Origin of the sequence: Vagococcus martis (assembly GCF_002026305.1) — a bacterium.
GTDB classification, from domain to species: Bacteria; Bacillota; Bacilli; order Lactobacillales; family Vagococcaceae; genus Vagococcus; species Vagococcus martis.
This window is the reverse complement of the sequence record NZ_MVAB01000001.1, coordinates 223,349-237,406: the sequence shown is the minus strand read 5'-3', so window position 1 is coordinate 237,406 and position 14,058 is coordinate 223,349. Positions and strand designations below refer to the sequence as shown.

At 34.8% G+C, this 14,058-nt stretch carries 12 protein-coding genes; 10 read left to right on the top strand and 2 right to left on the bottom strand.

The features are described from left to right. Position 1 precedes the first annotated feature (1 nt). Complete coding sequence (locus tag BW731_RS01145) at positions 2-646, bottom strand: YigZ family protein (protein WP_079344995.1); 645 nt, start codon at positions 644-646, stop codon at positions 2-4. A gap of 49 nt (positions 647-695) precedes the next feature. Here BW731_RS01145 and BW731_RS01140 point away from each other — a divergent pair, with 49 nt between their 5' ends. Then, complete coding sequence (locus tag BW731_RS01140; protein WP_079344993.1) at positions 696-1,250, top strand: hypothetical protein; 555 nt, start codon at positions 696-698, stop codon at positions 1,248-1,250. 41 nt (positions 1,251-1,291) lie between these two features. On the opposite strand, the gene BW731_RS01135 is transcribed toward BW731_RS01140, so the two are convergent. After that, complete coding sequence (locus BW731_RS01135; protein WP_079344991.1) at positions 1,292-2,215, bottom strand: alpha/beta fold hydrolase; 924 nt, start codon at positions 2,213-2,215, stop codon at positions 1,292-1,294. 97 nt (positions 2,216-2,312) lie between these two features. Between BW731_RS01135 and BW731_RS01130 the strand changes: the two genes are divergently transcribed. From BW731_RS01130 to acnA, 9 genes are all read left to right on the top strand, one after another. Beyond that, entirely contained in the window at positions 2,313-3,617 is a 1,305-nt protein-coding gene (locus tag BW731_RS01130) for a DEAD/DEAH box helicase (RefSeq protein WP_079344989.1), read from the top strand. A gap of 65 nt (positions 3,618-3,682) precedes the next feature. Continuing rightward, positions 3,683-4,303, top strand: coding sequence for a ComF family protein (locus BW731_RS01125; protein ID WP_158080135.1), 621 nt, complete (start codon positions 3,683-3,685; stop codon positions 4,301-4,303). A 131-nt stretch (positions 4,304-4,434) separates the two neighbouring features. After that, positions 4,435-4,989, top strand: a complete 555-nt coding sequence (hpf, locus tag BW731_RS01120) for a ribosome hibernation-promoting factor, HPF/YfiA family (RefSeq protein WP_079344985.1) — start codon at positions 4,435-4,437, stop codon at positions 4,987-4,989. A 160-nt stretch (positions 4,990-5,149) separates the two neighbouring features. Next, positions 5,150-7,039 carry an ABC-F family ATP-binding cassette domain-containing protein gene (locus tag BW731_RS01115; protein WP_079348511.1) on the top strand — a complete coding sequence of 630 codons (1,890 nt, stop codon included), beginning with the start codon at positions 5,150-5,152 and terminating at the stop codon, positions 7,037-7,039. 23 nt (positions 7,040-7,062) lie between these two features. Then, positions 7,063-8,010: a thymidylate synthase gene (locus tag BW731_RS01110; protein ID WP_079344983.1), complete on the top strand. Its 948-nt coding sequence runs from the start codon at positions 7,063-7,065 to the stop codon at positions 8,008-8,010. A gap of 27 nt (positions 8,011-8,037) precedes the next feature. Next, positions 8,038-8,532 carry a dihydrofolate reductase gene (locus tag BW731_RS01105; protein WP_079344981.1) on the top strand — a complete coding sequence of 165 codons (495 nt, stop codon included), beginning with the start codon at positions 8,038-8,040 and terminating at the stop codon, positions 8,530-8,532. 184 nt (positions 8,533-8,716) lie between these two features. Further along, the gene (locus tag BW731_RS01100; RefSeq protein ID WP_079344979.1) at positions 8,717-10,834 is read left to right on the top strand and encodes a penicillin-binding transpeptidase domain-containing protein; all 2,118 of its coding nucleotides are present in this window, start codon (positions 8,717-8,719) and stop codon (positions 10,832-10,834) included. Positions 10,835-10,976: 142 nt separating this feature from the next. Next, entirely contained in the window at positions 10,977-11,126 is a 150-nt protein-coding gene (gene rpmG, locus BW731_RS01095) for a 50S ribosomal protein L33 (RefSeq protein ID WP_071457069.1), read from the top strand. A gap of 233 nt (positions 11,127-11,359) precedes the next feature. Continuing rightward, positions 11,360-14,056 (top strand): aconitate hydratase AcnA, encoded by a 2,697-nt coding sequence (acnA, locus tag BW731_RS01090; protein ID WP_079344977.1) that lies wholly within the window; start codon positions 11,360-11,362, stop codon positions 14,054-14,056. Positions 14,057-14,058 lie beyond the last annotated feature (2 nt).

The window sequence follows — 14,058 nt, the reverse complement described above, 5'->3', positions numbered from 1 at the left end:
TCTAGGATTTATTTATTGGCATCTCAAAATAATCAAGTGTCCCTTTTTGGGATGAGTATTGAGCATTAAGCAAATTAGTTAGTTTTTCTTCAAACAGTTGCACATTTTTTTCATCAACCATAATGTATAGAGTCACAGTATCGCTAAATTGCGTGTTACATAGAGTGTACTCAGGGTGATTACTTAAAAAGTGTTCTAATTTTCCGTGAGAGGAATAGTCCACCGTAACAATCATTTCTTGTTGAAGTTTGCCTTCTACAAGACCTACGTGTTCAATGGCTTCGGAAACAGAAGAACTATACGCACGAATTAAGCCACCAGCACCAAGTTTTGTTCCACCAAAGTAACGTGTTACAACGGCTAACACGTTACGTAGCTCTTTAACCTTAAGGACTTCAAGCATTGGGACACCAGCTGTACCACTTGGCTCACCATCGTCACTTGAACGTTGAATTTCCTGATTGTCGCCTAAAACATAAGCCACGCAATTGTGATTGGCTTTCCAATGCTCTTTTTTTATTTGTTGTATGTATTCTTTTGCCTCATCTTCATTGTTAATGCGTCTTAAATGACAAATAAAGGATGATTTTTTTATGACGATTTCATAATCGCCGTCTTGTTTTATGGTATAGTAATTTGATAGCATCTTTAACCCCCAAATTTATTAGTAATATGTGTTAAAAAGGAGAATGGTTATGCAAAAAAAACGAATAGGGTTACTTATATTGGTTTTAACTTTCGTCTTAAGTGCCTGTACAGCCACTAATAGTAGTTCGACAAGCGAATCAACGGATATAAAGGATGATAAACTTGTTTACACACTAGAATATGATCACCATCAGTATCAGTTTAACATGCTTGATGGCTGGCGTAAATTTCCAAATAGTGATAAGTCGATTGCTTTTTTAGTAGGAAATAAAGATTCAAAGTCATTTATGTCTGCAGGATTTGAAGAAAAGAAAGATAAGTCACTAGATGATTATAAAAATGACTATTTGAAAAAGTTAAGTGAATCAAAAGCAAATATTGTGGTAGAGCCTGAGAAAAAAATGTTGAATGATTTAGAAACGTATTATCTTGGAGTCGAAATGAAAGACGCAAAAGACCGTGTGTTGACGTATCGTATTTATTTAATTGAAACGCCAGATTATTTTATTAATTTAGGGGCATGGACGAGCGAAGTAAACCCAACAGAAAAAACTATTCAAGGGTTAAATGATATTTTATCAACCTTTAAGGAAAAAGAATGATAAAAAAGCATGAGGCGGTAATAAACGCTTCATGCTTTTTTCTATAGTCTGTGAGAAACCCAATCATAAATGTCTAGTGTGACATCAAGGGATTCTTTTTCATTCAGTATTTCATGTCGTAAGTCATTATATAGACGAAGTGTTACGTCTTTAAAATAGTTGTCACTTAATTCAAGTGCGACTTTTCTAGGTCCTTTACCATAGTTTCCAACTGGATCTTTTTCTCCGCTTATAATTAAAATAGGTAAGTCACGTTGAATCGTATTGTACCAATGTTTTTTTGTGGCACCGTGAACTAAACTTAAAAGAGTGTAGTAGCCGTTATTGGTGAAAATAAAGCCACATCGGTCATCTTTTTCGTAGTTTTCAACATTTTCCGGATTTTTTGATAACCAACTATAAGGTGAGTGAGCTGGTTTAAATGCTTGGTTGTATGAGCCAAACATTAATTTATCTAAGGCCGGATTTTTCGTTCTAGGAGAGACGGTATTTAATCCTTTAGCTAATTTCAATGCCATTTTAACATCATTTCGTCTGCCTGTAGTTCCCATTAAGATAGCACCTTTTACTAGATGGGAATATTTTTTTAAGTAATTTCGCACTACAAATGATCCCATGCTGTGCCCTAAAATAAATAAAGGTGTGTCAGGGTAACGACTTTTAGCGTATTGAGTAATTTGGAAGGTATCTTCCACCACGATAGAAGCACTATCGCCTTCACAGAAAAATCCGTGTAAAGGATCATCCATATCAACTGATTCACCATGACCTAAGTGATCGTGACCAATGACAAGGATATTATGTGAAGCTAAATATTCTGCAAGTGGGGCATATCGCTCGATATACTCAGCCATGCCATGAACAATTTGCAAAATTGCCTTAGGTTTTTTCGTTGATGGGTGCCAAACTATCCCATTTAAATCAGTGTTTCCATCTAAAGATTCAATAACAAATGTTTTCTTCATAATGATATCCTTTCCGTAAATAACTTATTCTCATTATAGTCTATTTGGCAGTTCGTCACTAGTCTATTGCGTATTTTATTTGTGGGAGGGATGATAGATGGATGAAACACTATATGGCAGACAGCTACTTAAAAGCGACATACCAAAGTCATTAAGGCATGTGGTTGATAATGATAAACAGATAAAAAAAGTAGCGGGGATGTCGATTAATGGACAATTTGTTATTTGTCAAAGATGTGGTCACAAAAACCATCGCTCACAGTGTCAAACAAGTACGGGATACTATTGTGTGTATTGTATTAACATGGGAAAAGTCAAAAGTGACGCGTTTCTTTACCGTATTCCTAGAAAATTAAAACAAGCGAAACGAGAGAATTGTTGTGAATGGAAAGGAGAGTTAACTAAGATACAACAACGTGTGGCAAATGACCTACTAACAGCTTACGACAATCAAACCAATCATTTTGTACATGCTGTAACAGGTGCTGGAAAAACGGAAATGTTGTTTCCTTTAATCGAAAAATCTTTAATAGATGGCAAGATAATAGGTATCGCAACGCCAAGGATAGATGTGTGTTTAGAATTATTCCCTCGATTACAAGCGGCTTTTCCATCAATTAACAGTAATTTGTTATACGGCAAGTCTAAACAGGAATTTGATGGTGCGCCACTTGTTATTTGTACCACACATCAATTGATGCGATTTTTTCATTATTTTGATATTTTAGTGATTGATGAAGCTGATGCATTTCCTTATGTCAATTCAGCTGAATTACAATATGCTACGAAGAATGCCTTGGTCAAAAAGGGAATGATGGTTTTTTTGACTGCAACGAGTAATAAGAATCTAGAAAATTATCAAAATACGACTAGAAGTGTGGTTTCAAGACGATTTCATGGTAGAGATTTGCCTGTACCCAATACGTTTTACTGCCCAAAATTGTCAACTCAGTTAAGAAAAGGAACACTACCTAAAAAATTAATACAAACAATAGATAAGCAAACACATCCACTGATTTTATTTTTTCCTGATATTTCATTGATGTTAGATAGTTATAATGTGTTAAAAAAGAGATGGCCGGACAAACAAATGGGTGTTGTCTATGCGTCCTCTAAAACAAGAGAAGAAACTGTCGAAAAAATGAGGCAAGGTGAGCTTGATATACTACTAAGCACCACGATTTTAGAGCGAGGTGTCACGTTTCACTGCATTTCTGTCATGGTAGTGTGTGCGGATCACCGTGTGTTTAACCGCGCGACATTAATTCAAATTGCAGGACGAGTTGGACGAAGTGGGGACTCAGCAGTTGGCGAGGTGCTGTTCTTACACGAAGGAAAAACGACTGCGATAAAACAAGCTATAAAAGAAATCAAGCAGATGAATAGGCGGTCAACATTATGACGTGTGTACTTTGTGGACGAGATATAATTAGACAGATGAGTTTAAAGAAACTACTTTTTGGAGATATGACAACATCTATAGCCTGCTGTGAATCATGTAAAGATAAGTTTACGCCAATAGAAACAAGACAACGTGGACAATGTCAGTACTGTTATGGTGAGAGTAAGACAAAGGTTTGTACAGATTGTCAGTATTGGCAAGCTCAAGGTATGGTGTTAGAGCCACATATTGCCTTATTTGAGTATGACGATACTATGAGTGACTTTATGTCGCAATATAAGTTTCAAGGCAATCAATCGCTTGCTGCTGTCTTTCGTGAGGATATCAAAAACAGATTGAGTGAATTATCATATGATGTGGTAATACCCATGCCATTATCAAAAAAACGTTATTCGGACAGAGGATTTAATCAAGTGGCTTTGTTACTAGATGAGGCAAAGATTGACTATCAGTTAATCTTAAAAAAACCAAAACATCATAAAAAACAATCAGCTAAATCACGACATGACAGACTCAAAACCAGTATGTCTTTTAACATATCCAAAAAAGATACTCATAGTGTTGATGGAAAAGTGATTGTTTTGGTAGACGATGTGTATACGACTGGAAACACGATGATGCAAGCAAAACGTTATCTTATGGATAAAAAGGCTAAAAAAGTCATAACGTTTTCTTTAGCAAGATGATATAATAAAGCGTTCTCTATCAAAGTATTTGTCATTTTATGATAAGTTAGATATAATAGAGATAGAAAGATGAAGGGAATTAAAAAACCTTATTTTTCTAGTTTTAGTGATAGATGAAAGGGGTAATAGTTATGTTTAGATACAATGTAAGAGGCGAGAACATTGAAGTTACTCAAGCCATAAGAGAATATGTAGAGAAAAAAATTGGCAAATTAGAAAAATATTTTACAAATGTGCCTGAATCAACAGCACATGTGAATTTAAAAGTTTATTCTGATAAAAATGCTAAAGTGGAAGTAACGATTCCATTACCATATCTTGTATTAAGAGCTGAAGAAACCTCTCCAGATTTATATGGAAGTATTGATTTAGTTGTCGATAAATTAGAACGACAAATTAGAAAGTATAAAACAAAAATTAACCGTAAATCAAGAGAAACAGCTTTAGATGTAACAAAAGAATTAGTATTTGCTCCGAGTGATTCTACAGAAAAAATGGACGAACCAAGTTTAGAAATTGTTCGTACAAAACGTTTATCATTAAAACCTATGGATAGCGAAGAAGCTGTATTACAAATGAACATGTTAGGTCACAACTTCTTTATTTTTGAAGATGCTGAAACAAATGGAACAAGCATCGTTTACAAACGTAAAGATGGCAAATATGGCTTAATTGAAACAAACTAAAAAATATAAGATAACATCTCGTAGAAAGTGAAAAAACTTTCTATGAGATGTTTTTTCTATATACTTATGGTAGATAAAACAGTTGAGTAAGTGTTGTCAACTTGTGGAGGTAAGATAAATCTGATAAACTAGTTAGGATTAAATGAAGATGGGTGATCAAATGAAGCTGTTACGAGCAGATAATTTAGATAAAAATTATGGAACTAAGCAATTATTGAATGACGTTTCTTTTTTGATTAAAGAAAAAGATCGTATTGGGTTAATTGGGATCAATGGAACGGGTAAATCGACATTGATGAAGATATTATCAGGAAAAGATCATTCAGAAAAAGGGTCAATTGATTATCCAAATGATTATAAAATTGGTTATTTATCACAAGATACTGTTTTTTCAGAAGATATTTCTGTATTAGATGCAGTATTTGAAGATGATACACCAGTGATGAAAGCTATTCATGCTTACGAAAAAGCCTTGGTTGATTTAGCGCAAGATGGTGAGAATCCGGCAGTGCAAAAAGCTTACGAAAAAGCAGAAGAAGCCATGAATAAAGAAGATGCGTGGTTAGCTGAAACAAGTGCAAAAACTATTTTAAATAAATTAGGCATTTTATTTTTAGATAAAAAAGTATCAGAACTCTCAGGTGGGCAACAAAAACGTTTAGGATTGGCACAAGTCTTAATCCAATCACCTGATTTACTTCTTTTAGATGAACCCACCAACCACTTGGATTATCAAACAATCCAATGGTTAGAGGATTATTTAACACACTATCAAGGCGCGCTTATCGTGATTACGCATGACCGTTACTTTTTAGATCGTGTAACAAATCGTATTTTTGAGTTATCTGATGGAAAATTATATGAGTACATAGGTAATTATCAATCTTACTTATTACAACGTGCAGAACGAGAAGAAAATGAGAAAAAAAGTCTGCATAAAAATAAGCAATTATTTAAACAAGAATTGGCTTGGATGCGTGCTGGGGTTAAAGCACGTGGAACCAAACAACAAGCTAGAATTAATCGGTTCCATGATTTAAAAGATAAAGTAATTGGCTCAAGTGATAAAGGAAGTCTGGAATTTTCAGCTGGAACAAAACGACTTGGTAAAAAAGTCATTGAAATTGAGCACGCTAACTATACAATCAATCAAAATATTATATTAAAAGACTTTGAATTATTAGTTCAAGCCAATGAACGTCTGGGGATTACTGGGGCAAATGGTTCAGGAAAATCAACTTTATTAAACATTATTGCCGGACGAATTCCACTTGATAGTGGGGTAGTTGAGTTAGGTGAAACTGTAAATATTGGTTATTATACTCAAACAAACGACAATCTTGACGAGAGTAAACGAATTATTTCGTTTTTACAAGAAATTGCTGAGGAAGTGAAACAGCAAGACGGTTCTGTCATCAGCGTGACCGAGATGCTTGAGAGATTTCTATTTCCAAGACAAGTGCATGGGACACTCATAAGTAAACTTTCTGGTGGAGAGAAACGTCGGTTGTATCTTTTGAGTATTTTAATTCAGCAGCCAAATGTGTTATTATTAGATGAACCAACAAATGATTTAGATGTCGAGACGTTGACTATCTTAGAAGATTACTTAGCCGATTTTCAGGGTGCTGTCATTGCAGTCAGCCATGATAGATACTTCCTTGATAAAACGATGGATAAGTTATTAATTTTCAATGGTCAAGGAAATATGACGACCTTTTTTGGGTCAATGAGTGATTACGTTGAGCGAGTTGATCAAAATGCATCCAATGAAAAAGTGAAGTCAGTTCGTAACAAAAAAATTGACACACCCATTGCAGACGACTCTGAGAAAAAGAAATTAACTTATAAAGAAAAAATTGAATGGGAAACCATTGAAGAAGACATCGCAACGTTAGAAGAAACGATTGAAACGTTAAACACACAAATGTTAGACAATAGCAGTGACGCGGTAAAATTACAGGAATTGCAAGCCACACTAACAGCTACTGAACAGACGTTAGAAGAAAAATTAGAACGCTGGGAATACCTTAGCGAGTTTGTCGATTAATAGATTATTTTTGAGGGGTTATTATGGAAGAATCATATTTAGCATTAGGTCGAGATATATTAGCAAGAGGACACGAAAAAACTGATCGAACTGGTACTGGAACCAAAAGTCTTTTTGGGTATCAAATGCGTTTTGATTTAAGTAAAGGATTTCCCTTACTCACAACAAAACGTGTGCCATTCTCACTAGTAAAAAGTGAACTATTATGGTTTTTAAAAGGTGATACTAACATCAAATACCTTTTAGAAAATAATAATCATATTTGGGATGAATGGGCTTTTGAGAGATATGTCAAAAGTGAAGACTACAAAGGACCTGATATGACCGACTTTGGCCGTCGTTGTTTAGTGGATGACGCGTTTAATGAGGTTTATCAAAAAGAGATGACCCTGTTTATCGAAAACATATTACATGACGATGAATTTGCCAAAAAATATGGCGAGTTGGGAAATATTTATGGCTCTCAATGGCGACGATGGAAAACATCAACAGGTGATACAATTGATCAATTAAGAGATGTCATCGACATGATTCGTACCACGCCTGACTCAAGACGTTTGATTGTCTCAGCGTGGAATCCAGAAGACGTGCCATCAATGGCTTTGCCACCTTGTCATACTTTATTCCAATTTTATGTAGCAGATGGAAAATTAAGTTGTCAATTGTATCAACGTAGTGCAGACGTCTTTTTAGGTGTTCCGTTTAATATTGCAAGTTATGCTTTATTAACCCATTTAATTGCACATGAAACAAATCTTGAAGTGGGAGAGTTTGTTCACACATTAGGGGATGCCCATCTGTACAGTAATCATATAGAGCAAATGACAGAACAACTTTCAAGACAACAACGAGAGTTACCAACACTTTGGTTAAATAAAGAAAAAAAATCAGTGTTTGATTTTGACATGGATGACATCAAGATTGAAGGGTATCAGCCACATCCAAGTATAAAGGCACCCATTGCGGTGTAGGGGAAATTTGGGAGGAAATAAAGAAATATGATAGCAGCAATATGGGCTCAAGATGAAAATGGATTAATTGGGAAAGATGACAAACTACCCTGGTATTTGCCAGATGACTTACAATTTTTCAAACAAATGACAGAAAACAACACAATCGTTATGGGACGTAAAACGTTTGAAGGAATGGGTAAAAATCTATTACCTAATCGTCAAACCATTGTGTTAACATCAGACCAAACTTATGATGGAAATGGTGCGATTGTCATGCATTCGGTAGATGATGTATTGAAATATGCCGAAGAATTTGATGGGATTACTTTTATCACTGGTGGTGGTGAGATTTATAAAACATTCTTGCCTTACACTGATGTATTATATCGTACGTTGATTCAATCGACATTTGAAGGAGATACTTATTTTCCTTATATTGATTGGGGAGAGTGGAATATTGTTAGTACCAGCGAAGGCTCTGTTAACGATGATAATCCATATCCACATGATTTTGAGACATACCAACGCCACCAAAAATGATGATAAAAAGACTGTAGAATATATGAGTTCACAGTCTTTTTAGTTAGATCATTGAGTAAATATTAAAAAAATATCAAGTCGTCTATTTTTTATTGAAAAATAGATTAACAAATGAGATACTTTATGACATGATTAGACAATAATGGAGTATTTTAATACTTTCATTAATGAGGAGAATTAATGAATGAATCAAAGAAATAAGGGCAAATTTTTATCTAGTAAAAATAAACAAACAAAGAAAACAAAATCTCATGTTCCAATTCGACTAGATATTTTGTTTTTTATTGTGTTTGTTTTGTTTACAATGTTAATAGTAAAATTGTCTGATTTGCAAATTAAAAATCAAGAAAAATACAAAAACATTGTCGCAAGTGGGCAAAAGAAAATAGTAGAAGAGAATGCACCTAGGGGATATATTTATGACTCGAAAGGAAATATTTTAGTCGGAAATAAAGCAACACAGGCAATTCTTTTTACACGATCTGCTGGAATGAACGCAAATGATATTAGAAAAGTAAGTCAAGACATCGTTAAATTGATTGATATTGAGCCAGATAAACTAACTGAGCGTGATAAAAAAGATTATTGGTTAGCTAATCCAGATAACCTAGCAAAAGCCCAGAAACGATTAACCGTTAGTGATAAAGTAAGTTCTAATGGCCAAGAGTTATCTAATAGTGATTTATACGCAAAAACAGTGGATAAAGTCAAAGATGATGAAATAAACTTTGATGAACAGCAAATGAAAGAAGCATCTGTTTTTAAACGAATCAATTCAGCGGCAGCTTTACAACCAGTGACCATTAAAAATGATAATGTCACGCCCGAAGAAATTGCTAAGGTAGGGGAAAATACAGCAGCCATTTCAGGATTATCAGCTGGAACAGATTGGGAAAGAGATTATCCAGAAAAAGACCAAATTCGTTCGATTTTAGGAACAGTTTCAACAGAAAAACAAGGATTACCAGAAGATGAGATTGATGAATACCTTAAAAAAGGGTATCAACGAAATGATCGTGTTGGGCTAAGTTACCTAGAAAAATCTTATGAAGATACTTTAAAAGGTAAAAAAGGTCAGGCAGAAGTCGTGACAGATAAAAATCAAAAAATAGTTTCTAAAACAGAAGTTAAGGCAAGTGAAAAAGGCGATAACTTAATGCTAACGATTAATTTAGATTTTCAAAGAAAAGTGGAAGAAATTGCTAAGCGTCAGTTTGAGTCATTGGAGCAAGCAGGGAAAGCAACTTATTCACCAGGGGTATATGTTGTGGTAACAGACCCGAATAATGGCGATGTGTTGTCGATGGTCGGATTAAGTAAAGACCCTGATACAGGGGAATTAATTGATGATTCACTTGGAACAATTAATAAAGCGTTTGTTCCAGGCTCGTCAATTAAAGCAGCAACTGTTATGGCAGGATATGAGAATGGTATCATAAAAGGTAATCAAACAATGGTCGACGAACCACTCGTATTTAGTGATGGCACAACTAAATCATCACTATTTAATCACTATTCTTCTATACCTTTGACAACTGAACAAGCACTTGAAGTGTCTTCAAATGTTTATATGATGCGGATTGCGTTAGGAATGATGGGAGTTGAGTACTCACCAGGAATGTCGTTACCAATGGATATTAGTGTGTTTGATAAGTTGCGTAAAACATATGAAGAATTCGGTCTTGGTACCAAAACAGGTATTGATATTCCACAAGAATCGGTGGGTGTGTTAAACACAAATTACAAAGATAAAAATGGAAACTTCTTACCAGGCATTATGGCAAGTGCTCTTGATTTATCTTTTGGTAACTATGAAGCCTATACTCCAATGCAGTTAGCTCAATATGTGTCTACTATTGCAAATGGTGGTACACGTTACGCGCCACATGTTGTGAAAGGTATTTATGGCAATGGCGATAATGGTGATTTAGGAAAAGAAAAAGAGTTGATCGAGCCAAAAGTAATGAATAAGATTGAAGGAAAAGAAAACGAATTTGAGATTATTCAAGAAGGAATGTATCAAGTAGTTAATGGGTCAATGGGAACAGGAACTGTTTTACAGGGTGCTAGTCTTCCGATTGCTGCTAAAACAGGTACAGCTGAAACTTTTGCAGTCGATTCCAAAACGAATAAAACAATTTCTGTTATTAATAGTACCATTGTTGGGTATGCCCCATATAATGATCCAAAAGTAGCAGTTAGCGTGATGATTCCTCAAATTAGTGATGATGACATGGCGACAAATAGGTTAATACTAAAAGAAGTTATTAATGCCTATAACGAAGAGTATAATAAACAATAAAATTAAAAACGTATTCTAATCTGTAAAGTAGAAGTCCTTAACAAATTTGCGAAAAAGACTAGAAATTTCAAATAAAACATGATATGATATTCAAGTGTCAAGTGATACTTGAATATCTTAATTTATTTCGGAGGGAAAAATAATGCGCGTAAATATTACTTTAGAATGTACAGAATGTAAAGAAAGAAACTATCTTTCAAACAAAAACAAACGTAACAATCCTGAACGTTTAGAAGTTAAAAAATATTGTCCACGTGAACGTAAAGTGACGTTACACCGTGAAACAAAATAATTTTTTCTGTTATAAGCTAGAAACCTTGTGTAGTAAGGGTTCTAGCTTTTTTTGTGCTTTAAAATAGTATGTGTTAAACATAAATAAAATTGGCTTGTTTTTTAGTCATTTTTCAAAACAATTCGTTATTTTTTATCTATATCATTTTATTGATTAAAATATAATTAATTTACAATTAGAAAAAAATGATATATAATTCAATCATTATTTCTTTAGAAAGGTGTTGTTAGCTTATGTTTCTTAACGATATTGAAAAAGAAATAAGAATGAATGATACGACTTATTCTTATTATGATATTGGTAAATTATGTGAATTATTAAAAAAAGATGTGAAAAAATCACCTTTTTCAATCAGAGTTTTATTGGAATCTTTAATTAGACAAGTGGATGGTTTGGGCATTACTGAAGACCATGTTATTTCTTTGGCTAATTGGCAACCAAATAAGCAAAAGGGAGAGATTCCATTTAAACCAAGCCGTGTGATTCTACAAGATTTTACAGGTGTTCCAGCTATTGTTGATTTAGCTTCGATGAGGGAAGCGGTGGTTAATCTTGGTGGTGATCCATCTATGATTAATCCAGAAGTGCCAGTCGATTTAGTCATTGACCATTCTGTTCAGGTTGATGCGTATGCTTCAGAGCAAGCATTGGCAATTAACTCAAAACTTGAATTTGAACGAAATAAAGAACGTTATGAATTTTTAAAATGGGCTCAAACAGCATTTGATAATTACCGAGTAGTGCCACCTGCAACGGGTATTGTTCACCAGGTGAATATTGAATATTTAGCTGATGTGGTCTCACAAAAAAAAGTGTCAGGTAAAACGTATTTATTTCCAGACACAGTATTTGGAACAGACTCACACACGCCAATGGTTAATGCGTTAGGCGTACTTGGTTGGGGTGTTGGTGGGATAGAAGCGGAAGCCTCAATGCTTGGTGAACCATCATTTTTCCCGATGCCAGAAGTAATTGGCGTCAAGTTAACGGGTCAACTAGATTTAGGTGCAACAGCTACGGACTTAGCGTTAAAAGTGACAAAAGTCCTAAGAGAAAAACAAGTTGTTGGAAAATTTGTTGAATTCTTCGGCGGTGGTGTTAAAAATCTGACATTAGCAGACCGAGCAACCATTGCGAACATGTCACCTGAAAATGGCGCAACATGTGGTTTTTTCCCAGTAGATGATGAAACATTAAACTATATGCGATTAACTGGTCGCGATAAAAAACATATTGAGCTAACAGAAAACTATTTAAAAATGAATCATCTCTTTTTTGAAGATGACACTCAGGTTGAATACACTGATGTGATTGAAATTGATTTATCTTCAATAGAATCAAATCTGGCTGGTCCAAAACGACCTCAAGATTTAGTTCCTCTCTCTCAAATGAAGCAAAACTTTATTGAATCTGTTACATCCCCAGAAGGAAATCTAGGTTTTGGTTTAGATAAAGAAGAGTTTAAAAAAGTTAGTCCAGTTTTAGCAGAAGGAAAACAAGAAGAAATTAAGACTGGTGATGTGGTGATTGCTGCGATTACAAGTTGCACAAATACATCTAATCCCTACGTGATGTTAGCGGCAGGATTATTGGCTAAAAAGGCTGTTGAAAAAGGATTAAACGTGCGCCCAACAGTTAAAACGTCGTTGGCTCCTGGTTCAAAAGTCGTAACAGGATACTTAGAAAATGCAGGCCTTATGCCTTATTTAGAATTATTAGGATTTGATGTTGTTGGGTATGGCTGTACCACATGTATTGGAAATTCAGGTCCATTAAAAACTGAAATTGAAGAAGCTATTCAAAAAGAAGATGTGTTGGTTGCATCTGTTCTAAGTGGTAACAGAAATTTTGAAGGACGTATTCATCCATTAACAAAAGCTAATTATTTAGCCTCACCGCCTCTTGTTATTGCATATGCACTAGCAGGTACAGTGACGAAAGATTTAAAAACTGAACCGATTGGTATTGGAAAAAATCAAGAAGAGGTTTATTTAAAAGATATTTGGCCTTCTCAACAAGAGATTAATCAGTACATTTCAGATTTTGTTACACCAGAATTATTCAAAGAATACTATGCAGATGTTTTTAATGCAAATGATGAGTGGAATTTGATTCCGACAAATGATTCTTCGGTGTATGAGTGGCAAGAAAGCTCAACATATATTGCCAATCCACCATTTTTTGATGGCATGACTTTCGAAATAGATACCTTAAGTGATTTGTCAGAATTAAGAGTATTAGGAAAATTTGGTGACTCTGTGACAACTGACCATATCTCTCCGGCAGGTTCCATTAATCGACATTCACCGGCAGGACTTTACTTAAAAGAAAATGGTTTAACTCCTAGAACGTTCAATTCTTTTGGTTCAAGACGTGGGCATCATGAAGTTATGATGCGTGGAACGTTTGGCAATATTAGAATTAGAAACAAAATCGCCCCAGGGACTGAAGGTGGCGTGACAACGTATTTCCCTACAGGAGAAGTTCTATCTATTTATGATGCCGCGATGAAGTATCAAAAAGATCAAACAGGGTTAGTGATTTTAGCCGGTGACGATTATGGCATGGGCTCATCACGAGATTGGGCAGCTAAAGGGTCTCGATTATTAGGTGTACGAGTGGTCATTGCTAAGAGTTACGAACGAATTCATCGTTCTAATTTAGTGATGATGGGAGTTTTACCATTGCAGTTTTTACCTGGACAAGACGCAGATAGCTTAGGCTTATCAGGAGAAGAAGAGTTTTCGGTTGATTTACCTGATGACGTTGGTCTAAGACAAGAGGTTTGGGTTGATGCTAAAAATACAGATGGCAACATCACGAGATTTAAAGCGATTGTCCGGTTTGATGCACTATCTGATATTGAGTATTACAAACACCAAGGGATTTTACCCATGGTGATTCGAAAAAAATTAGCAGCTAGTGTTTAGAA

What these genes read in the sequence shown, in the direction of transcription:
- BW731_RS01145 (WP_079344995.1), bottom strand. Translation starts at nt 646, where the DNA reads ATGCTATCAAATTACTATACCATAAAACAAGACGGCGATTATGAAATC.
- BW731_RS01140 (WP_079344993.1), top strand. Translation starts at nt 696, where the DNA reads ATGCAAAAAAAACGAATAGGGTTACTTATATTGGTTTTAACTTTCGTC.
- BW731_RS01135 (WP_079344991.1), bottom strand. Translation starts at nt 2,215, where the DNA reads ATGAAGAAAACATTTGTTATTGAATCTTTAGATGGAAACACTGATTTA.
- BW731_RS01130 (WP_079344989.1), top strand. Translation starts at nt 2,313, where the DNA reads ATGGATGAAACACTATATGGCAGACAGCTACTTAAAAGCGACATACCA.
- BW731_RS01125 (WP_158080135.1), top strand. Translation starts at nt 3,683, where the DNA reads ATGACAACATCTATAGCCTGCTGTGAATCATGTAAAGATAAGTTTACG.
- hpf (WP_079344985.1), top strand. Translation starts at nt 4,435, where the DNA reads ATGTTTAGATACAATGTAAGAGGCGAGAACATTGAAGTTACTCAAGCC.
- BW731_RS01115 (WP_079348511.1), top strand. Translation starts at nt 5,150, where the DNA reads ATGAAGCTGTTACGAGCAGATAATTTAGATAAAAATTATGGAACTAAG.
- BW731_RS01110 (WP_079344983.1), top strand. Translation starts at nt 7,063, where the DNA reads ATGGAAGAATCATATTTAGCATTAGGTCGAGATATATTAGCAAGAGGA.
- BW731_RS01105 (WP_079344981.1), top strand. Translation starts at nt 8,038, where the DNA reads ATGATAGCAGCAATATGGGCTCAAGATGAAAATGGATTAATTGGGAAA.
- BW731_RS01100 (WP_079344979.1), top strand. Translation starts at nt 8,717, where the DNA reads ATGAATCAAAGAAATAAGGGCAAATTTTTATCTAGTAAAAATAAACAA.
- rpmG (WP_071457069.1), top strand. Translation starts at nt 10,977, where the DNA reads ATGCGCGTAAATATTACTTTAGAATGTACAGAATGTAAAGAAAGAAAC.
- acnA (WP_079344977.1), top strand. Translation starts at nt 11,360, where the DNA reads ATGTTTCTTAACGATATTGAAAAAGAAATAAGAATGAATGATACGACT.